Raw genomic sequence first — 19,588 nt, forward strand, 5'->3', positions numbered from 1 at the left:
CCGCCCCCCAGGCCGCCCGGAGCGGGCGGCGGCGTGGCGAGCGGAGCGAGCCCTTGACCCAGTAAAGAAACTCTGAGCCAGTCACAGCGCGAGCACGATCGGGCCGTCCGGGCTCATCTCCGGCCATCCGGTCTGCTCGTCGGTCGCGGGTTGGGTGTGGGTGTGGTCGATGGCGGCTTCGCTGATGGTGGTGGTCTCGAACTCTTCGGCTGCGGCTTTGATCTCGGTGGCCTCCAGCGGCTGGCCGTCGCGGCTGAGCATGATGCGGCGGATCAGCAGGATGGGCGATCCGACTTCCAGGCGCAGGCGCAGGCGTTCGGTCTCGTACGGCATGCGGGCGGTGACGGTGGTGAACCACTCGATCGGGCCCCGGTCGGCCTGGATCAGCTCGTAGAACGGTTCGTTCCTGGGCTGGACGCGGCCGTTCCTCTTCACCGGTGGGGGGATGACGTCGGCGTTGGTGTAGGAGTTGACCTCGATGAAGCGCTTCTTGACGTGCATCCACAGGTTGAGCCGGTGGATGACCTTGTGGCCGAGACGGGTGCCGAGCATGGCGGCGATCTCGCGGTTGGCGGGGATGGTGAGGGAGCGGCCGTAGATCTCGCCGCCTTGGCCGTCGTCTTCGCCGGGGATGGGCAGGCGGAGCCACCCCCAGGACTGGTTGATCTCGTTGAAGCGCAGGTCGACCAGGTCGGGGCGAGGTTCGGCGCCGAGCAGGATGAGGAAGCGGTCGGGGATGGTGCGGACGAAGGTGCCGCGTCCGCGCACGATGGTGACCAGTCCTTCGAGGACGAGGGTTTTGAGGGCTTGGCGGACGGTGGGGCGGGAGACGCTGTAGCGGCTGGCGAGCTGGGTTTCGCTCGGCAGGGGGCTGCCGGGGGTGTAGTGGCCGTCGAGGATGTCGGCGCGCAGGGCTGAGGCGATGACGCGCCAGATGGAGTCGTCGGTCTGCCCGGTGGGCTCGTCGGGGATGTCGGGAGTGTCGTCGAATTCCATGTACTTTCCTCCGCTCGTCTCTCCACTTGTACTACAGGATGACGTACGATGTCAGCATGACACAACTTGTACTACATGCTGAAGCACTGGAGCGGCCTAGACGAGAGGACGGTGATGCGCCATGACAGCCCCACAACCCGACTGGATGTCCGACTTAGCACGCCTGATCAACGACCCCGCATACGCCCGATGGCAACGGATGGTCGCCGCGACCGGCGGCTGCGCCCGACCCGTCCACCTGAGCGGCGGCTCGGCCATCGTCCACGCCGCAACCGGCGAGATCCTGCACGACTACCAGACCGTCGACGAACCCGGCGGCCACCTGCTCAAAGCCTGCGGCAACCGCCGCGCCTCGGTCTGCCCGGCCTGCTCTGAGGTCTACCAGGCCGATACTTTCCACCTCATCCGCGCGGGCCTGTCCGGCGGCAAAGGCGTCCCCGAGACCGTGAGCGCCCACCCCCGGGCGTTCGTCACCCTGACCGCTCCCTCGTTCGGTCCCGTTCACTCCCATCGCGACGGCCGCGCCTGCCGCCCCCGTAAGCCCGGCGCCGTGTGCGAGCACGGGCGGCCGGTCGGCTGCCACACCCACCACCATCCGCAGGATGACCGCCTCGGTCAGCCGCTCTGCCCCGGCTGCTACGACTACCGAGGGGCGGTGCTGTGGCAGGCCCACGCGGGCGCGCTCTGGCACCGCTTCACCCTGGCCCTGCGGCAAGCCCTGGCAGACCAGACAGGGGCGAGCCGACGTACCTTCGCCAAGCTGGTACGCGTCTCCTTCGCCAAGGTCGCCGAGTACCAGCGGCGTGGCCTGGTCCACTTCCACGCCATCATCCGCCTCGACGGCCCGGACGGACGCGATCAGCCACCACCGGACTGGGCGGATCACCACCTGCTGGTCCGGGCGATCCCCCCTGCGGCGCAAGCCGTCGAACTGCGTTCACCCGCGAGCGAACTGGGGCGGTGGACCCTCGCCTGGGGCGATCAGCTCGACATCCGCCCCATCCTCCTCAACCCCCGCGCCGACGGGCTCAGCGAACGCGCGGTGGCTGGCTACATCGCCAAGTACGCCACCAAGGGCGCCGAAGCCTCCGGCACCATCGACTACCGGCTGTCCTGTCCGGCCTGCCGGGGGCATGGCTGGACCAGCCTGATGGCGTCGTGCGCTCTGTGTCACGGCACCGGTCTCAAGCCCGGCCTGCACCTGGACGCGCTACCGGTCAGCGACCACGCCCGCGCCATGATCCGGACCTGCTGGGAGCTCGGCGCCCGCCCCGAGTTCAAGGGCCTGCGGCTGCGGCCGTGGGCGCACATGCTCGGGTTCCGCGGCCACTTCTCCAGCAAGAGCCGCGCCTACTCCCTCAACCTCGGCGACCTAAGAAGCGCACGCACTCGCCATCGGGCCGCGCAAGCCCGCCAGCAACACGGCCTGCCCGCCCTCGACGACGCCACCACCCTCGTCCTGGGCCACTGGCGCTTCGCCGGAATCGGCTACACCCCCGGCGAAGCGATCATCGCCGAACACATCCGCCAGCGCGTTCAGACCGCCCGCCGCATCGCCGCAGAGCGGGAGGAGTCATGAGCGCGCCCATCCTGATCCACTCGCGGCGGCTCTACCGCGTGTGCGACGCCATGCGCCTGCTCAGCCTGAGCCGCAGCGTGATCTACGAACTCATCCGATCGGGCCGCCTGCGCTCGGTCACCCAGGGCCGGACCCGGCTGATCCCGGCCTCGGCCATCGACGACTACATCGCCCTACTCGAACGGGAGGCATCATGACCACGCGACGCAGCAGAGGAGACGGCGGCCTGCACTGGGACGAGCAACGCCAGCGCTGGATCGCCTCGGTGACGGTCGGCTACACCCCGGCCGGAAAGCGCATCGTCAAGAGGGCCAGCGGCAAGACCAAGACCGAAGCCAAGGCCAAGCTGAAAGAGATCATCCGTGATCACGATGACGGTCTCGCCAGCGGTCCGGCTCACTACACGGTCGCCGAGGCAGTGACGAGCTGGCTCACGTACGGTCTCCACGGCCGCGACCCCAACACGGTGACCAACTACCGCACGCTCTGCGAGAAGCACATCATCCCGGGCCTGGGCGCGCGAAAGCTGCGGGAGCTGAGCGCCGAAGATGTCGACAAGTGGCTGATCGGCAAGGCCAAGGTGTTGAGCACCCGCACGGTTCGGCTTCTCCACTCCTGCCTCAACCGGGCGGTGAAGTTCGCCCAGGCACGCGACAAGGTCAAGCGCAACGTCGTCGGCCTGTCCGAGATCCCCGAAGGACGAGAGGGGCGCCCGTCCAAGTCGCTCACCCTGGACCAGGCGGTGGCCGTCGTGCAGGCGGCCGAGGGGACCAGGATGTACGCCTACGTCGTCCTCTCGCTGCTGATCGGCGCCCGGACGGAGGAACTGCGAGCGCTGGTCTGGGAGGAGGTGGATCTCGTCGGAGATCCCGACAAGGACGTCCCACCGTGGATCGCCGTGTGGCGGTCGGTACGCGCCGGGGGTGACACCAAGACCCGGCGGTCGCGACGATCTCTGGCGCTGCCCAAGCGGTGCGTGGAGGCGCTCAAGGCGCACCGGGAACAGCAACGGCAGGACAAGGCGGACGCGGGCAAGAAGTGGAAAGATCACGGTCTCGTCTTCGCCTCACTCGTCGGCACTCCGCTCGACGCGCACAACGTGCGGCGGGCCTTCCGGAGGATCATCAAGGACGCGGGCCTGCGCGCCTACTACTGGACGCCACGCGAGATGCGGCACAGCTTCGTCTCGCTGCTCTCGGACTCCGGCGTCCCGCTGGAGGAGATCGCCCGGCTCGTGGGCCACAGCGGGACGGCCGTCACCGAGGCGGTCTACCGCAAGCAGATCCGCCCCGTCCTGCTCGGCGGAGCTGAGGTGATGGATGAGCTCTTCACCCGATAGTCACGCAGTTAGTCACTCAGGAATGCGAAAAGGTGCCACCCTTCCGGATGACACCCTCATCGACCAGCGAATATCTGGTCGGGACGACAGGATTTGAACCTGCGACCCCTTGACCCCCAGTCAAGTGCGCTACCAAGCTGCGCTACGTCCCGCCAAGCCCCTCGGAACCTTCTCTGGGAGGCGTTCCGCGGCGGCCTTGCGTGGAAAACACTACCACGATCGAAGGCGAGCTCGGGCCGGAGCGGCTGGAGGTGCCTCCGCCGCTCCGGCCGCCCTCGCCGGTCCCCGTCGCTGTGTGGGGCGGGAAACGAACCGCGCCTCCCCCAGGCGCCCCGTGATCACTCCCGGTTCGCGCTCCCGCCTGGACCCAGGATCCCCCCGTCCGGTTGTCAGGACCTTGTAGCCGTTCACAAGCGTCATGAAAGCCCCATGCAGTGAGATCCTTTGAAGGCGGGAGGTAAACGAAGATGGGGACTCTCACGATCGTGCTGCGCGGCGGCGGCGTCAGGCCGGACGCGAGGCTGTCGGTCCGCAGCGGTCTGGACGGCTGGCAGGCGGACGTTCCGTGCGAGTACGTCAGGGGAGCCGACGAGTGGCGCGTCGAGCTTCAGGGCGAGGGCCCCGTGGAGTTCAAGTTCCGCTGCGACGGCGCCTGGGAGCGCGGGCCCAACCGGGTGGTGGACGGCGAGCACGTGGCGACGATGAAGGGCCGCCTGGGCGACCTGTTCGAGCAGCCTGACGACATCCCTGTGGCCGACTCGCTGGCCGCGCGCGTGCATTTTCCTCCGGTCTCGGCCGACCAGCTCTTCGACTACATCGTGGTGGGCAGCGGCACGGGCGGCGGCACGCTGGCGCACCGCCTGATGGCCGACAGTGACGGCGGGGCGCGGGTGCTGGTCCTCGAGGCCGGCGGCTACCTGTTCCCGACGCATGTCGGCAACCTGCCCAGGCGTCACGGCCCCTATGTCAACCGCAGCGTCTGGGACCTGTGGAACCAGTTCAAGGTCAGGCGCTACGACACCGACCAGCCGATGGACGTGGCCCAGGCGTTCTGCCTGGGCGGCAGGTCGCTGTTCTGGGGCGCGCTGGTGCCGCGGATGACGCCGGCCGAGTTCGCGGGGTGGCCGGAGCGGATCAGGCAGGACCTGGAGGGCACCTGGTACGCCAGGGCCGAGGATCTGCTGAACGGCACGGCCATGCCGCAGGACACGCTGTGCGGCGCGATCCAGTCGCTCCTGAAGGGTCACCTGCCCGACCTGGCCGATGACGACGCCATGCTCGCGGCCGAGCACGCCTCGGTCAACGGTCTCGGCATCCCCTCCGGCATCTTCTCCACCGCGGCGCTGCTCATGGAGGACGTGCTGCGCGTCTCGTGGACCGACCGGCTGCACGTCAACCTCCACCACCAGGTCTGCGGGTTCGTCTTCGACGGCGACGCGGTGACCGCGGTCGAGGCGTTCGACCTGGCGGCGGGCGTCCAGCGGACGTACAGGCTCGCCGAGGGCGGCAGCGTGATCCTGGCGGGCGGCACGGTCGGCACCCCGGTGCTCGCCCACAACGCGGGGCTGGAGCACGAGCTGGTCGGGCGCGGCATCACCGACCACCCGACCTACTACTGGAAGTTCTCCGTCAAGGACGGCGCGCCCGGCTACAGCGCGAGGGACGCGGCCAAGCTCCTGCTCAGGGGTACGGCGGGCGAGACGCCGTTCAACGCCGTCGTCGAGATGGGCGTCAACCTCAACCAGTACCACGTGGACGAGGACCTCGACCTCGACGAGGCGGACATGCCGTGCGAGGTCGTCTTCTTCACCGCGGTCCCGCTGGAGGAGCGCAACAGCGTCGAGGTGCGCGGCGAGGGCAGGAGCGCCCGCCCCCGCCTCGTCATGCACCACGTCGAGGTGCCCGGCCTGGAGGAGACCATGGCGGAGGTCGGCGCCGCCGTGATGGCGGCCGTCGGCGGTACGCCGCTGCACCCCCAGCCGATGCGTTCCACGCTCGGCGCGGTGGGCCACGAGGTGGGCACCATGCGCATCGGGGCCGACGCCGCCACCGGCGTGGTCGACCCCGACCTCAGGGTGTACGGCAGGCGCAACCTCTACGTGTGCGACCTGTCGGTCTTCCCGACCTCGCCCGCCGCCAACCCCTCGCTCACCCTGGCCGCGCTCGCGATGCGCTTGTCCGACCGGCTCGTCAACGGCTGACGCGCCGCCGAAGAGGGCGGTGGGCCGGTGCCCCGTTCCCTCCCGGTGGCCGCCGTCCTGCTGGCCTGCGGACGGGTGCCTGATCCGCCGGGGGCGGCGGCGCGAACCGTCGCCCCCGGCGGGGCCGTCAGCGGTTGACGGCCACCAGGACCGACAGCGGCGGCAGGTCGTGGATCTCCACGTAGCGGGCCCCGTCGGGCGCGGCGAGTACGGGCACCGTCGACCCGACGGGGTGCTTGGTGCCGCCGCCCACCTCCGCCGTGTTCGCGACGACGGTGAACGCCGTGACACCCGCGTTGATCCCCGCGTCCACGTGCAGTCTCGCCGTACGGGAGGCGTGGCCCGGGTTGATCACGCACAGCGCCTCGTCGTCGGCGAGGATGCGCGACCAGCCGACCACCTCGCCGGGTTCGGGCGCGGTGAAGGAGCCGTCCTGCCTGCCGAGTCTGCGCAGGTACTGCCGCCCCGCCGACAGGACGGGGTGCTCCTTGCGGGCCCGCAGCAGCATCCTGACGCGCTGGTAGACGTCGTTGTCCTGGTCGAAGACGTGGCGTCCCGAGGTGCCGAAGGGCCCGAAGCCGGGCAGGTCGGGGTCGGGGGCGTGCCCGCCGAGGACGCGTGGATGGTCGGGCCCGAACATCGCCTCGCGCAGGTAGATGTCGCCCGCCAGATCCCTGACGCCCCATCCGGGCAGCCACTTGCGCTCCTCCTGCTCGGGCCCGGTCAGGCCCTGCTCCATGCCGTAGTACAGGCAGGGGATGCCGAGGAGGAACAGCAGCAGGCCCGCGCCGACGACCGTCCGCGAGGGCGAGGACTCGGCGGAGCCGAACCGTGACTGCGGGAAGATCGCCAGGTCGTCGTGGTCGTCGAGCATGGAGACGTAGCGGCTGCCGAGCGCCCTGTGGGTGATGTCGAGCGGCAGCGTGAAGCGGCCGAACAGGTCCTCGGCCCTGGTCTGTCCCTCGGCGACCGAGCGCAGCGTCGCCCGGGTCTCGCCCGTCTCCAGGACGGCCGACAGGTTCTGCCCCACCAGCTTCAGATACTTCTCCTGGATGGTGTCGCCGCCGCCCACCTCGCCGACGATGAGGAAGTTCGACTTGCCGAGCTGCTCGGCGTACTCCCTGATCGCCCCGCAGAAGGCGCGCGCGTGTTCGAGCGGGACGTGCTTGAGCGTGTCCACCCGCAGGCCGTCGAGGTCGGCGAGGGCGATCCAGTACTTGTAGATCTGGATCATCGTCTGCAGCCTGCTCGGCATGTCGATGTCGCGGCTGAACCAGTCGGCCCTCCTGTAGGGGGCGTTCGGGTCCTCGTCGCCGCCAGGGCCGAAACCACCGCCGTCGCCGCCGGCCCGGGTGTAGGCGTCGGGGTGCTGCAGTTCCTCCGGCCAGACCCCGTGGTCGGGCAGCGAGGGCGAGGCCCCGTGCGGCAGCCTGCCGCCCCTACCGTCGCGCCACGCGCCGAAGGCGTAGGGCGGGCTCTCCCTGTACGGCGGGCGCCGCTCGTAGCGCGGCGCCCCCTCCTCACCGAGGTCGTAGTCCCACGTCTCGCCCGAGTGGTTGAGGAGCACGTCGAGGATGACCCTGATGCCGCGCGCGTGCGCCTGCTTCACCAGGTCGACCAGGTCGGCCCGGCTGCCGAGGCGCGGGTCGACCTCGAGGAAGTCCTGCACCGCGTAGCCGTGGTAGTCGTCGGGTTCGGCAGGGGCGCCCTCGACGCCGGCGACGGGGCGCTGCTTCCACACCGGACCGATCCACAGCGCCGTTACGCCCAGATCGTCCAGATACTCCAGCCGTGAAGCGACCCCCGACAGTGTGCCGCCCTGGTAGCGTTCCCGTCCTGATCTGGCCCACCGGTCCCAGCGCCATCCCTGGGGCCTCGCGGCCCACAGGTCGGTCCTGTCCAGGAGCGGGCGCTCGGTCTCCCTGCCGTCGCTGAATCTGTCGGGGAGCAGGAAGTAGATGACCTCACTCCGCCAGTCGACGGGGGAAGGGTGGTAATCCTGCCGCTCAGGCCACGGAGCCTCCCCGATCCTGCGCGGCGCGGATTGGCCGACGATCTCCTCGACGGTCGCCATAGGTGGCGCACCTCCAGATTCGTTTGGTTTCAGCCCAATGTGTGACGCGTTACAGTCGCTTGCAAGCATTCAGAAGGGAAGCGCAGCATGGAAGCCCGCGTGGAGATCGGGATTCTCGGCACGCTCGAGGTCTTGGTCGACGGCATCCCTGCTGCGCTCGGCGGTCACCAGCGCGCGGCCATCCTCGCGGTGCTGCTGCTCCACCACGGTGACGTGCTCAGCGCCGACCAGCTGATCGACCAGGTGTGGGCTGGGCGTCCGCCGCGCAGCGCCACCAACACCCTGCACGCCCACGTCTCCCGGTTGCGCAGGACGCTGGGCGGCACCGCGCTGCTGCAGTCGCACGGGCCCGGCTACCGTCTGGTGATCGACCCCGAGCGGGTCGACGCGCACCGCTTCGAGAGCCTGGTGACGCGCGGCAGGGACGAGCTGGCCAAACAGGACTGGAGCGAGGCCGTCACCGTGCTCGACAGCGCGCTGGCGTTATGGCGCGGCCCCGCGCTGGCCGACTTCGGCGCCGACCCGTGGGCGCAGTTCGACGCGATCAGGCTGGAGGAGCTGCGTTACGCGGCCGAGGAGGGCCGCACCGACGCCGAACTGGCGCTCGGCCGTCACGCCGAGGTGCTGCCCAGGCTCGAGCAGCGCGTGGCCCGCCATCCGCTCAGGGAACGCTCCGCCGCCCAGCTGATGACCGCGCTCTACCGGTGCGGGCGGCAGGGTGAGGCGCTGAACGTCTACGAGCGCGTGCGCAGGGTCCTGGCCGACGAACTCGGTGTCGACCCCGCTCCCACCCTGCAGGCGCTGCACCAGGCCGTCCTCACCCACGACCCTTCGCTGACCGCTCCCGCCCACACGCAGGGCGCGGCCCCCTCCCGGTCGGCCAGGCCGTCCGCCCCGCGCCGCGTCTCCAACCTGCCCGCCCGCAACCGCGTCTTCTCCGGGCGTGAGGACCTGCTGGCCGAGCTCGGCCGCGCGCTGGCCTCCAGCCGCGCCGTCGCCCTGTACGGCCTGGCCGGCGTCGGCAAGACCCAGGCGGCCGTGGAGTACGCCCACAGGAACGCCGCCGACTACGACGTGACGTGGCGCGCTTCGGCCGCCGAGCCGCTCGCTCTGGCCGGCGCCATGGAGGACCTCGCGCTGCGCCTGGGCGTCCGCGAGCGCGCCGACAGGGGCGAGCTGGTCACCGCGCTGCGCGACAGGCTGGCGGGCATGGGCAGGTGGCTGATCGTCCTCGACGACGTCGAGGACGCCTCGCTCCTCGAACGGCTGCTGCCCGACGGCGGCGAGGGCCACGTGATCATCACCTCGCGCAACCCGGCGTGGGGGCTGCACGCCGTGCCGCTGCGGATCGACCCGTTCTCCAGGGAGGAGTCGGTCGCCTTCCTCGAGCGGCGCCTCGGCCTGCCCGGGCGTTCCTCGGGCGCGCCCGAACTGGCCGACCAGCTCGGAGACCTGCCGTTCGCCCTGGAGCAGGCCGCCGCCTACAGCGAGCAGACCGGCATGACCTTCGAGGAGTACGCCGACCTGTTCCGGCGCAGGGCCGACAAGCTGCTGAGCAGGGCGGGGGAGCGCGACCAGACCTTCTCCACCGCCTGGCAGCTCGCCTTCGAGCGCGTGCGGGCCGCCTCGGCCTCGGCCACCGAGCTGCTCTACCTGTGCGCGTGCCTCGGCGGCGACGGCCTGTCGCTGCGGCTGCTGCGCGGCCTGGCCGGGGTGCTGCCGCCCGCCCTGGAGGCGGCCGTCGCCGACGAGGTCGGCCTGCAGGACGCCATCGCCCACCTGCTGCGCCACTCCCTTGTCGACCGCGACAGGGGACGGCTGCGGATGCACAAGATGGTCAGCGTCGCCGCCATGGCCACGCTGTCGCGGGAGGGCCGGCAGGAGTGGCTGCTGCGCGGCGTCCATCTGGTCGAGGCCACGGCGCCGGCCGATCCGGAGAACCCGACGAACTGGCCGCACTGGGACGAGGTGCTGCCCGGTCTGATCCACCTGGCGGGGCAGTCGGACAACCTCGACACCGTGCCGCCCGCCCTTCCCCAGTTGCTGTGCGGCGCGGGCCGCTACCTGACCACGCGCGCGGCCTTCGACAGGGCGGCGTGGCTGTTCGAGACCTCGCTGACGCTGCTGCGACGCGCGGGCGGCTCCGACTCCGATCTCGCGGCCGTGCTGACCGAGCAGGGCAAGCTGCTGGAGGTGGTCGGCGACCTGGAGGGCGCGAGGACCGCGCAGGAGCAGGCGCTCACACTCGCCGAGGGCGCCTTCGGCCCCGAGCATCCGGGCGTCGCCTACGTGCTGAAACGCCTCGGCGACGTGCTGGTCTGCCAGCGAAGACTGCCCGAGGCCAGGCAGACGCTGGAACGCGGCCACGGCATTCTGGCCGCCCGCGACGACGCCGACGGCAGGGAGCTGGCCAGGATCGGCCGCGACCTGGGCTTCGCCGCGTGGCTCGCCGGTGACCTGGCCGCCGCCCAGCAGTGGCTGACCAGGTCGCTGACCGCCTCCCGCAGCCTGCTCGACCCCGGCCACCCCGACGTCGCCCACGCGCTGTCGGGCCTGGGCCTGGTGCTGCAGGACGCCGGCCGCGCCGAGGAGGCCATCAAGCTGCAGGAGCAGGCGCTGGCGCTGCTGGCCGGCGTCTACGGCGAGGAGCACCCCGAGGTGGCCCACACTCTCGACAAGCTCGGTTACGCGCTGCGCCTGGTGGGCCGCTTCGACGAGGCGAGGATGAGCCACGAGCGCGCGCTCGCCATCCTCGAGGCCTGCTACGGCCCCGTCCACGGCGAGGTCGGCATGCCGCTCACCAACCTCGGCCTGGTCTACCAGGACATCGGCGACCACGACATGGCCCAGGCGCACCAGGAACGGGCCATGAGCGTCTTCTCCTCGGTCTTCGGCCCCGACCACCCGCACGCCCAGCTGGGCGCGCGCAGGCTCGGCGTGGCCAGGCTCCTCGGCGGCCGCGTGGTGGAGGCGAGGGAACTGCTCGAACGGGCCGTGTCCGGCACCGAGCGGGCGCTCGGCCCCGGCCATCCCGACGTGGGGCGCGCCCTGCTCGACCTGGCCGCCGTCCACGAGCACCTCGACGACCTGGCCGCCGCGGCCGAGTGCCGTACGCGCGCGGAGAGGATCCTGTCCGCCGCCTACGGCCCCGACGCCCTCCAGAGCGGCGGAGGCTCGCCGTCGCTGCCCGCCGGATCCGGCTGAGGCCGCCTGGCTCGCCCCGGCAGGGGTAGGGGCCCGGCATGGAGACGCTCGTGGGGACCTCCGGCTGGCAGTACCGCGACTGGCGGGGCGTGCTGTACCCGGAGAAGGTGCCGCAGCGGCTGTGGCTGGAGACCTACACGCAACACTTCCGCACGGTCGAGAGCAACAACGCCTTCTACCGCCTGCCGTCCACGCGGACGTTCGAGGAGTGGGCCGAGCGCACACCCGACGGGTTCGTGATGGCGGTCAAGGCCAGCAGGTACCTCACCCACATCAAGCGGCTGACCGACCCCGAGGAGCCGGTCGAACGGCTGATGGCCGCGGTCGAGGGCCTGAAGGGCAAGCTCGGCCCGATCCTGCTGCAGCTGCCGCCCACGCTCAAGGCCGACCCCGGCAAGCTCGACCGCTGCCTGGCCTGCTTCCCGCGCAGGGTGCGGGTGGCGGTGGAGTTCAGGCATCCCTCGTGGTGGACCGACGAGGTCAGGAGCGTGCTGGAGGCCCGCGAGGCGGCGCTGTGCTGGGCCGACAGGGAGAGCAGGGTGCTGAACCCGCCGTGGCGGACCGCGAGGTGGGGCTACGTCAGGCTGCACGAGGGCAGGGCCACCCCCAGGCCCGCGTACGGCGAGGCCGCGCTCCGAACATGGGCGCGACGCGTGCACGAGGCCGGATGGCGGGAGGCCTACGTCTACTTCAACAACGATCCAGGAGGTGCCGCCGTACGCAACGCCGCGCGGTTCGCCGAGCTCGTCTAAGGTGGACGGTCATGGTGCGAACCCGCCTTTATCGCGACGGCGTCCTCGTGTCGGAGGGCTTTCCCGTCGCGGAGGTCTCCGACCACGTCTCCGACCCCGGCAACGTCGTCTGGTTCGACCTGTGCGCGCCCACCGCCGCCGACCTGGAGAGCGTCGCCGAGGAACTGGGGCTGCACACGCTGGCGGTGGAGGACGTCTTCCAGGAGCACCAGCGGCCCAAGGTCGACGTCTACGACAGCCACCTGTTCATCACCTCCTACTGGCTGCACCTGGAGGACGGCAGGCTCCACTCCGTCGAGGTCGACGCCTTCGCCACCCGCAACGCCCTGGTGACCGTGCGCGAGAGCGAGCACTTCGACATCGGCAAGGTGACCGCCCGATGGGACGCCGCCGGCGCCCTGGCGAAGAACGGGGTCTCCTTCCTGCTCCACGGCCTGCTCGACTACGTCGTCGACGCGCACTTCGAGCTGGTCGAGCACTTCGACGAGCAGGTCGAGAAGCTGGAGGAGCAGCTGTTCGAGGAGCGCCCGATGACCAGGGAGGACGCCAGGAGGATGTTCACCCTGCGCAAGAACATGGCGGGGCTGCGCAAGGTGGCCGCGCCCATGCGCGAGGTGGTCAACACGCTGTTCCGGCGTGACCAGCTGCTGGCCACGCCGGAGATGGCGCCGTACTACCAGGACCTCTACGACCACGTGCTGCGCGTGGCCGAGTGGACCGAGAACCTGCGTGAACTCATGAGCAACCTCCGTGAGACCCACATGTCACAGCAGGGGTTCAGGCTCAACGAGATCATGAAGAAGCTCACCAGCTGGGCGGCGATCATCGCGGTGCCCACCATGATCACCGGCTACTACGGCCAGAACGTGCCGTACCCGGGGTTCGGGTCGGGCAGCGGGTTCTGGAGTTCGACGATCATCATCGTGATCGCGTCGGGGGTGCTCTACGTGGCGTTCAAAAAGCGGGGCTGGCTCTAGCCGCCATCCAGGCCAGCAACTGCGCGATCGGCCTGGCCTCCTGCCTGCTGCCGTCGCGCAGCCGCAGCGCCGCCTCGCCCAGCCCCGCCTCGGCGGGGCCGACCACCAGCTGGTAGGGCACCAGCCTGTGCGACCTGATGCGCGCCCCCAGGGTGCCGTGGTCGGGCGCCGCCATCGACGCGCGCAGACCCGCTGCCACGCCGCGCCGTACCAGCTCCTCGGCCGCGGGGACCTCGGCGTCGGTGACGGGCAGCACCACCGCCTGGACGGGCGCGAACCAGGCGGGGAAGGCGCCGCCGTGGATCTCCACGAGGTGCGCCATCAGGCGTTCGAGGCTGCCGACCAGGCTCCTGTGCACCATCACGGGCCGGTGGAGCGCCTGGTCGGGGCCGATGTAGGACAGATCGAAGCGGCCGGGCTGGAACAGGTCGACCTGGACGGTCGACAGGGTGCTCTCGCGCCCCTGAGGATCGACCACCTGAATGTCGATCTTCGGGCCGTAGAACGAGCCCTCGCCGCGCTCCTCGTCGAAGGTGCGGCCCCGGGCACGCAGCGCCTCCCGCAGGATGGCCTCAGCGCTGCTCCACATGGCGGGGTCGTCGACGTACTTGGCGCCGTCGCCCCTGAGCGAGAGGCGGTAGCGGGCGGGCACGACGCCGAGCTGCCCGTGGGCGGCCTCGATCAGGTCGAGCGCGGCCGACACCTCGGCGGCGGCGGCGTCCAGCGGGCAGAACACGTGGCCGTCGTTGAGCTGGATGGCCCGCACCCTCGACAGTCCGCCCAGCACGCCCGACAGCTCGCCCCTGTACATGCCGCCGAGCTCGGCCAGGCGCAGCGGCAGATCCCTGTGGCTTCGCGGCCTGGCGGCGAACATCAGCGCGTGGTGCGGGCACAGGCTGGGCCGCAGCACGAACTGCTCGCCGCCGACCTCCATCGCGGGGAACATGTCGTCGCTGTAGTGCGCCCAGTGCCCCGATCTCTCGTAGAGCTCGCGCTTGCCGAGCACGGGCGAGTTGACGTGCTGGTAGCCGTTGCGGCGTTCGAGCTCGTGCACGTAGTCCTCGACAGCCCTGCGCACGGCGGCGCCCGCGGGCAGCCAGAACGGCAGTCCCGAGCCGATCAGCGGGTGGGTGTCGAAGAGGTCGAGCTCGCGGCCGAGCCTTCGATGGTCGTTCATGATGAACCCTTCGGAAAACGAGGGCGAACGACCAGCGATCCCCGGGCGTTCGCCCGGGGAGCATGGAATCAGCGCGCCGGGAACGGGTCCGGCGTCGTCGTGACGATGGCGCGCTGCATGGGGGTCATCCTAGCCCAGCGTTGACGATCCTGGTCGTCGAACGGCCGGGGATCATCTCCAGCTCCCAGCAGCGCGCGCCCAGGAGCGCCGCGGCCGCGCACCTGCCGCCCGCGTGCGGATCGCCCGCCGTGTGCGCGAGCGCGCCGGGCTGCATCGGGGCCAGCAGGTCGATGTAGTCCTCGGGGCCGTGCGCCTCCGGCGGGCCGGTCACGATGAACACCCCCGACACCGAGCGCAACTCCGCCAGCACCTCGGCCCGCTCGGCGGCAGGGTTCAGCGGCCTGCTCGGGCCCTTCCACGCGCGCACGCGCGGATCGTCCTCCACGCCGACGACCAGCGGCAGGCCGCGTTCGGCCACCGACCGCAGGTAGCGGACGTGGCCCACGTGCAGGATGTCGAAGACACCCGTCACGACCGCTGCGCCAGGCTGCTCGTACGGCTGCACCCAGACGGCCTCCAGGCTGCTCACGCCCAGGTTCCCCTTCCAGTCGCCTCATCCGATCGCAGCGTACTCGGTCGGCCGCCCCGGTTGACGACCCGCCCGCCGGTGAGGAGGAAGCGCGGATCGACGACGGCCAGGCCGGAGCGTGATGGCGCCGGACCTGATCCGGTTCCGCCCAGCAAGAGCATTCCTACCTTTTCGTGACGCCTCCTGCCCGCGGGGCGCCGCGTCCTTACAAGGTCGCCGCAGTCGGGGAGGTCGCCGTGGAACCGCCGGAGTACGACAGTTGGACCCTGCCAGGAGCACCCGACCAGGTCGCCACGGCCCGCCGCCTGGTGACCACCGCCCTCGGATCCGGACATCCGCTGCACGACGACAGCGTGCTGCTGACCAGCGAGCTGGTCACCAACGCCGTCGTGCACTCCGCCTCGCGTGACGGCGGCACCTTCACCCTGACCGTGCTGTCCACCGGGACGAGGGTGCGCGTGTGCGTCAAGGACGGCGGGTCCGAAGGGCCGCCGTGCGCCTGCCGTACCGCCTCCCCGACCGCGCAGAACGGGCGGGGCCTGCCGTTGCTGGAGGCGCTCAGCCACCGCTGGGGCTACACCAGGGAGAACGGCGTCAACACCGTCTGGTTCGAACTGCTGCTCGTCACCGTGCCCGCGGGCTGGGCGGCGGCGGGCGTCTAGAGGTCGATCACGCACAGGCCCTCCGCGAGGGCCTTGGTGGTGACCCTGGTACGGCTGTCGCAGCCCAGCTTGGCGAAGATGTGCTCCAGGTGGGTGGTGACCGTGCGGACGCTCAGCACGAGGGCGGCGGCGATCTGCGGGTTGGAGTCGCCCGCCGCCACCCTGGTCAGCACCTGCACCTCCCGCCCTGTCAGCTCGTACGGCAGGCAGCAGGCCCGCTCGGCCACCACCACCCCCTGAAGCTCGCCGTGCGAGCCGACGCCCGCGCGCAGCATCCGCACCTCCCGCCACTGGCCGCCCGAGTCCTGCCAGAGGCCGTGCCTGCTCAGCTCCCGAGAGTCGAGGAAGGCCCGGGCGTGGGCGGCGATGGCCGGGTCGGCGGCCACCACGTCCGACCTGGCCGCGCCCGCCACGTCGCGCACCACGCCGCCGCGGTCGAAGGCCACGGCGGCGAAGCCGCTCGGCAGCCCGACGGGGTCGATCACGCACCGCGTCAGGTCGGTGACGTGGGCCAGCGTCGGCGACAGCGCCGCCATGACCGTCCGCGCGTGCTCGGGGAAGCCGGGCGCCGACAGGTGCAACAACCCCGTGTAGCGGCCCTCGGCCAGCAGCAGCGGCGTGGTCAGCCCCTGCCGCCAGCCGTAGGAGGCCAGCTGCGCGGGGTCCATCGGGTACGGCTCGCTCCCCCCGCCCCGCCGTTCCCTGATGACGGGTACGCCGCTCAGCCCGTCGGAGACCAGACTGCGGTGCCGTCCCGTGACCGGGTCGAAGGCGACGAACTCGTAGGCGTCCAGCGGGATCACCCGGCGTAACGCCCGCATCGCGCCATGCGCGCCCTTACGGCCCGCCACCTGGAACCCGACCTCGGCGCAGGCGCTCAGCGTGATCTGATCCACCGCGCCATCATGTCGCATCGCCGCCGATGCCGGCTGTCCAAGGTCGGGTCGGCGGCCAGCCGCGACAGCAGCGCGGGGTCGCCCAGCTGCTCGGCGGCGAAGACCCGCCACTGCCGGCCGAGGCCGGGGTCGGCGGCCAGCCGCGCCTGGTCCTGCCCCCAGAAGACGCGGTGGAAGCCGCCGAGCGTGGGATCGTTGGCCAGCTCGTCCAGCGCCGCCCTGCCGTCCTCGGGGGACCAGTCCTGCAGCAGGAGGCAGGCGAAGACCCTGGGCAGGGCGGGCACCCGCGGATCCCGAAGCGCCGCCCACGCCTGCTCGGGATCCTTGGCGCGGGCCACGTGCGCCATGCGCTCCCACGCCTGGTCCGGCGCGGGAGGAAACGGGTCGGGGGTGCCGGGCCGCAGCTCCTTGAGCCGCTCGAACGCGGCTCTGCGCCATGTCACTGCGACCGTGCCGTCCTCCAGCAGCGCCGCGTACAGGTCGGCCTCGTCCAGATCTCTCGCGCAGGCGAGGCGGTCGTCGTCGTCCATGCTCGGATCGGCGCTGAGCGCCCGCAGCAGTTCGGGCTGCCCGAGGAAGCGCGCGATGCCCAGCCGGTCGTGGCTCCTGTTCGCCGGGTCGGCCGCCTGCCTGCCCAGCAGCGCCCGCCCCTCCTCGGGCGCCACGTCGAGCAGCTCGGCCATGTGCCCGCCCGCGTCGTGGATCGTGAAGCCGCCCACCTCCGGGTCGGCGGCGAGCCGGGCGAGCGCCTCCAGACCCGCGGACCTGTTCAGCAACGCCAACGAGGTGGCGGCCAGGACACTGTCGTCGGCCCATTCCAGCCGAACTCCCTCAACGCCTCCGGCACCGCCTGGAGGCGGCCTTCGACGACCTCACGCAGCGTCCGCTCGGCCGCCTCCAGCGTCCCGCCGCGGACGGCGACGCCCTCGCGGGCCAGCGCCGCCACCAGCCTGGCGTGGGCCAGGCGGGGCAGCAGGAACCTGTGCGGGACGGGCTCGGTCAGGTCGACACCCCTGTCCTTGAGCAACGCCGCCATGAACAGGTCCAGCGAGTTCTGCCTGCCCGCGCCGAGCATGATCCGCCAGCGGGCCAACCGGCCCGGCCGCCGCTCGGCCAGCCGGCAGGCGGCCAGGTACTCGGCGATCGTCCTGTGCGCGAACGCGAAGCCGCCGGAGCGCTCCACCATGAGACCGCTGCGGCGCAGCATCTCGGCGGGCGCCAGGTCACCGGGGTCGGCGTCCTCGGTGATCACCTTGAGGGCGACGTCCGTCAGCAGCCGCCTGTCGCCTTCCCTGCCCGCCTTGCCCAGCAGGATCCCCACGAACCGCTCGTACAGCTCGGCCCTGGTGGGCGGCAGCGGGTTGCCGGGGGACTCGGCGAACACCAGGCAGATCATGGTGGCGATGAGCGGGACGCGGGCCAGCGGACCGAGCGACAGCCGCGTCATGAAGCGCTCGACCATGGCGGGCACGTCGTCCAGGCCCAGCGCGGTGAACCAGCGCGTGGCCAGGACGGGGAGCTGGGCGTCGGCGAGGGGCTGGATCTCCACGACGGGGAAGCGCTCGCCGTGCAGGACGGACAGCTCGGCCTGGGGCAGCGGGCGGCTGGTGACCACGAACCTGTAGCGGTCGTCGCGCCACCACCTCGCCACGGCGCGCAGCACCCGCGCCCGCGCCTCCTGCCCCTGGAGCTCGTCCACGCCGTCGACCAGCACCAGCCACGGCACGCCTGGCGCGGCATGCCGGGCCAGGAGCTCCGCCAGGTCGAGATCGTCCACGCTGGATCCGAGCGTCGCGTAGACGCCTTCGGCCAGGGCCCTCGGCAGCGGCAGGTCGCCGGCCAGCGCCGCCGCGGGGACGAGCACGGGTACCCGCCGGTCGTCGGCCGCCAGTGCCAGCAGGTGCCTGAGCAGACTCGACTTGCCGGCACCTGGCCCGCCGACCACGAGGCCGCCGCCGTACTCGTCGACCAGGGACGCCGCGTCGAGGTGGCGGGCCGGGCCCGTGGCCGCCAGCGCGTCGGCCTGCTGGCTGACGTAGACGGTGTCGAGGCGGGGCGCGAACGCGACGCCCAGGCCGTACGGATGGCGGCCCGCCTCCGTGCGCGCGGCGGCCAGATACGAGCGCACCCTCGGGCCGAGCGCCTGCCAGCCGCCGGCGCCGATCTGCTCGTCGTCCAGCAGGCCGAGCCAGCCGGGCGCGGTCGACAGCGACGGCAGCGCGCTCCTGATCACGGGGACGGGCACGAGCCTGGCGCCTGGAGGCCCGCCCGCGGGCTGGTCGGAGCGGCGCAGCAGGCCGCACACCCCGCCCGTGCGCCAGTTCAGCACGGGCGCGCCGCTGAAGCCCTCCATGGCGCGTCCGTGCGTCACCCTCAGCAGGTCGTCCCTGCCGCGCAGGCGTGAGGGGCCGTCGTAACGGAAGGAGACCGAATCGCCCGAGCGGTAGGGGCCGCCAGGGAAGCCGAACGCCCACAGCTCGTCGCCGGGCTCGGCCTCGGCCGACAGCCCCGCCCACAGGTCCGCCACCTCGCCGTCGCAGCGCAACAGCGCCAGATCGAGATCGGGCAGCCACTCGGCCACCCGGAGGGAGAGCTCCCGCTCGTTCCAGCGCCCCGTGACGGGGTCATCGGGGTCACTCACGACGTGCGCGCAGGTCAGGACCTCGCCGGGCCCCACGAACACTCCCGAGCCGACCAGGTCGCCCGACTCCAGCGCCACGCAGACCGAGCGAGTCGCGGCCGCGAGCCGCGCCCTCACGTGGCGGGCTCCTCCCATTCGAGCGTCACCTTGATGGAGGAGGTCGCGCTGCCCTTGCCGAGCACCGCCACCAGACTGCCGGTCTCCGCGGCCACCTCGCAGCCGAACTCCACGGAGAAGCGCGACGCGCCGCTCTTCTTCAGCGACTCCGTCAGCGAGGAGGAGAAACGGGTGAGGGCGTCGGTCACGTCCTGGAGGGAGGCGGCGGTGCGGCGACCGGCGATCTCGCGCTCCGCGCCGTCCCCGGTGACCTCGACGTACATCTCCACTCCCTCGCCAAGGGAGATCGGCATTCTGTCTCGCACGAGATCAACTGTGGCCCAAACGCCGTCCGGGCGCCAGGTCGAACTCCGCACGGAAGGACGGGGCCGGTGCTCTGATTGC

At 71.6% G+C, this 19,588-nt stretch carries 16 protein-coding genes and 1 tRNA gene; 8 read left to right on the forward strand and 9 right to left on the reverse strand.

Annotated elements, in window-relative coordinates:
* Positions 1–81: 81 nt before the first annotated feature.
* On the reverse strand, positions 82–996 hold the full coding sequence (locus AC3EO4_RS50075; RefSeq protein WP_431903115.1) for a GntR family transcriptional regulator: 915 nt from the start codon (positions 994–996) through the stop codon (positions 82–84).
* 145 nt (positions 997–1,141) lie between these two features.
* Here AC3EO4_RS50075 and AC3EO4_RS50080 point away from each other — a divergent pair, with 145 nt between their 5' ends.
* From AC3EO4_RS50080 to AC3EO4_RS50090, 3 genes are read left to right on the forward strand one after another with little or no spacing between them, the layout of a single operon-like run.
* Positions 1,142–2,575 carry a replication initiator gene (locus AC3EO4_RS50080; protein ID WP_431903117.1) on the forward strand — a complete coding sequence of 478 codons (1,434 nt, stop codon included), beginning with the start codon at positions 1,142–1,144 and terminating at the stop codon, positions 2,573–2,575.
* Positions 2,572–2,772: a helix-turn-helix domain-containing protein gene (locus AC3EO4_RS50085; protein ID WP_431903119.1), complete on the forward strand. Its 201-nt coding sequence runs from the start codon at positions 2,572–2,574 to the stop codon at positions 2,770–2,772. The genes AC3EO4_RS50080 and AC3EO4_RS50085 overlap by 4 nt, the downstream gene beginning before the upstream one ends.
* The gene (locus AC3EO4_RS50090) at positions 2,769–3,914 is read left to right on the forward strand and encodes a tyrosine-type recombinase/integrase (RefSeq protein WP_431903120.1); all 1,146 of its coding nucleotides are present in this window, start codon (positions 2,769–2,771) and stop codon (positions 3,912–3,914) included. Before AC3EO4_RS50085 ends, AC3EO4_RS50090 begins: the two co-directional genes overlap by 4 nt.
* Before the next feature lie 75 nt (positions 3,915–3,989).
* On the opposite strand, the gene AC3EO4_RS50095 is transcribed toward AC3EO4_RS50090, so the two are convergent.
* A tRNA-Pro gene (locus tag AC3EO4_RS50095) sits at positions 3,990–4,066 on the reverse strand.
* Between the two features lie 315 nt (positions 4,067–4,381).
* On the opposite strand from AC3EO4_RS50095, the gene AC3EO4_RS50100 reads away from it, so the two are divergent.
* Entirely contained in the window at positions 4,382–6,115 is a 1,734-nt protein-coding gene (locus AC3EO4_RS50100) for a GMC oxidoreductase (protein WP_431903122.1), read from the forward strand.
* A 127-nt stretch (positions 6,116–6,242) separates the two neighbouring features.
* On the opposite strand, the gene AC3EO4_RS50105 is transcribed toward AC3EO4_RS50100, so the two are convergent.
* Positions 6,243–8,189, reverse strand: coding sequence for an alpha-amylase family glycosyl hydrolase (locus AC3EO4_RS50105; RefSeq protein ID WP_431903124.1), 1,947 nt, complete (start codon positions 8,187–8,189; stop codon positions 6,243–6,245).
* Between the two features lie 87 nt (positions 8,190–8,276).
* Here AC3EO4_RS50105 and fxsT point away from each other — a divergent pair, with 87 nt between their 5' ends.
* The 3 genes from fxsT to AC3EO4_RS50120 are packed head-to-tail and all read left to right on the forward strand — an operon-like array spanning position 8,277 to position 13,122.
* Positions 8,277–11,393 carry an FxSxx-COOH system tetratricopeptide repeat protein gene (fxsT, locus tag AC3EO4_RS50110; RefSeq protein WP_431903126.1) on the forward strand — a complete coding sequence of 1,039 codons (3,117 nt, stop codon included), beginning with the start codon at positions 8,277–8,279 and terminating at the stop codon, positions 11,391–11,393.
* Between the two features lie 38 nt (positions 11,394–11,431).
* The gene (locus AC3EO4_RS50115; protein ID WP_431903128.1) at positions 11,432–12,145 is read left to right on the forward strand and encodes a DUF72 domain-containing protein; all 714 of its coding nucleotides are present in this window, start codon (positions 11,432–11,434) and stop codon (positions 12,143–12,145) included.
* Between the two features lie 11 nt (positions 12,146–12,156).
* A complete protein-coding gene (locus AC3EO4_RS50120; RefSeq protein ID WP_379578731.1) occupies positions 12,157–13,122 on the forward strand; it encodes a magnesium transporter CorA family protein in 966 nt (321 codons plus the stop codon).
* On the opposite strand, the gene thrS is transcribed toward AC3EO4_RS50120, so the two are convergent.
* Positions 13,100–14,299: a threonine--tRNA ligase gene (gene thrS, locus AC3EO4_RS50125; protein WP_431903130.1), complete on the reverse strand. Its 1,200-nt coding sequence runs from the start codon at positions 14,297–14,299 to the stop codon at positions 13,100–13,102. The genes AC3EO4_RS50120 and thrS overlap by 23 nt on opposite strands.
* A 124-nt stretch (positions 14,300–14,423) precedes the next feature.
* The gene (locus AC3EO4_RS50130; RefSeq protein WP_379578727.1) at positions 14,424–14,888 is read right to left on the reverse strand and encodes an adenylyltransferase/cytidyltransferase family protein; all 465 of its coding nucleotides are present in this window, start codon (positions 14,886–14,888) and stop codon (positions 14,424–14,426) included.
* 236 nt (positions 14,889–15,124) lie between these two features.
* Here AC3EO4_RS50130 and AC3EO4_RS50135 point away from each other — a divergent pair, with 236 nt between their 5' ends.
* A complete protein-coding gene (locus tag AC3EO4_RS50135) occupies positions 15,125–15,550 on the forward strand; it encodes an ATP-binding protein (RefSeq protein WP_379578725.1) in 426 nt (141 codons plus the stop codon).
* On the opposite strand, the gene AC3EO4_RS50140 is transcribed toward AC3EO4_RS50135, so the two are convergent.
* The 4 genes from AC3EO4_RS50140 to AC3EO4_RS50155 are packed head-to-tail and all read right to left on the reverse strand — an operon-like array spanning position 15,547 to position 19,509.
* Positions 15,547–16,446 (reverse strand): helix-turn-helix transcriptional regulator, encoded by a 900-nt coding sequence (locus AC3EO4_RS50140; RefSeq protein ID WP_379578723.1) that lies wholly within the window; start codon positions 16,444–16,446, stop codon positions 15,547–15,549. The genes AC3EO4_RS50135 and AC3EO4_RS50140 overlap by 4 nt on opposite strands.
* Positions 16,428–17,222 carry a hypothetical protein gene (locus AC3EO4_RS50145; protein WP_431903133.1) on the reverse strand — a complete coding sequence of 265 codons (795 nt, stop codon included), beginning with the start codon at positions 17,220–17,222 and terminating at the stop codon, positions 16,428–16,430. Before AC3EO4_RS50145 ends, AC3EO4_RS50140 begins: the two co-directional genes overlap by 19 nt.
* The gene (locus tag AC3EO4_RS50150; protein ID WP_431903135.1) at positions 17,216–19,204 is read right to left on the reverse strand and encodes a trypsin-like peptidase domain-containing protein; all 1,989 of its coding nucleotides are present in this window, start codon (positions 19,202–19,204) and stop codon (positions 17,216–17,218) included. Before AC3EO4_RS50150 ends, AC3EO4_RS50145 begins: the two co-directional genes overlap by 7 nt.
* Complete coding sequence (locus tag AC3EO4_RS50155; protein ID WP_379578719.1) at positions 19,201–19,509, reverse strand: CU044_2847 family protein; 309 nt, start codon at positions 19,507–19,509, stop codon at positions 19,201–19,203. The genes AC3EO4_RS50150 and AC3EO4_RS50155 overlap by 4 nt, the downstream gene beginning before the upstream one ends.
* Positions 19,510–19,588 lie beyond the last annotated feature (79 nt).

This window comes from Nonomuraea sp. bgisy101, assembly GCF_057708945.1.

Coding starts and splice junctions, on each gene's coding strand:
- AC3EO4_RS50090 (WP_431903120.1), top strand. CDS start 2,769: ATGACCACGCGACGCAGCAGAGGAGACGGCGGCCTGCACTGGGACGAG.
- AC3EO4_RS50120 (WP_379578731.1), top strand. CDS start 12,157: ATGGTGCGAACCCGCCTTTATCGCGACGGCGTCCTCGTGTCGGAGGGC.
- AC3EO4_RS50115 (WP_431903128.1), top strand. CDS start 11,432: ATGGAGACGCTCGTGGGGACCTCCGGCTGGCAGTACCGCGACTGGCGG.
- thrS (WP_431903130.1), bottom strand. CDS start 14,299: ATGAACGACCATCGAAGGCTCGGCCGCGAGCTCGACCTCTTCGACACC.
- AC3EO4_RS50080 (WP_431903117.1), top strand. CDS start 1,142: ATGTCCGACTTAGCACGCCTGATCAACGACCCCGCATACGCCCGATGG.
- AC3EO4_RS50075 (WP_431903115.1), bottom strand. CDS start 996: ATGGAATTCGACGACACTCCCGACATCCCCGACGAGCCCACCGGGCAG.
- AC3EO4_RS50105 (WP_431903124.1), bottom strand. CDS start 8,189: ATGGCGACCGTCGAGGAGATCGTCGGCCAATCCGCGCCGCGCAGGATC.
- AC3EO4_RS50100 (WP_431903122.1), top strand. CDS start 4,382: ATGGGGACTCTCACGATCGTGCTGCGCGGCGGCGGCGTCAGGCCGGAC.
- fxsT (WP_431903126.1), top strand. CDS start 8,277: ATGGAAGCCCGCGTGGAGATCGGGATTCTCGGCACGCTCGAGGTCTTG.
- AC3EO4_RS50085 (WP_431903119.1), top strand. CDS start 2,572: ATGAGCGCGCCCATCCTGATCCACTCGCGGCGGCTCTACCGCGTGTGC.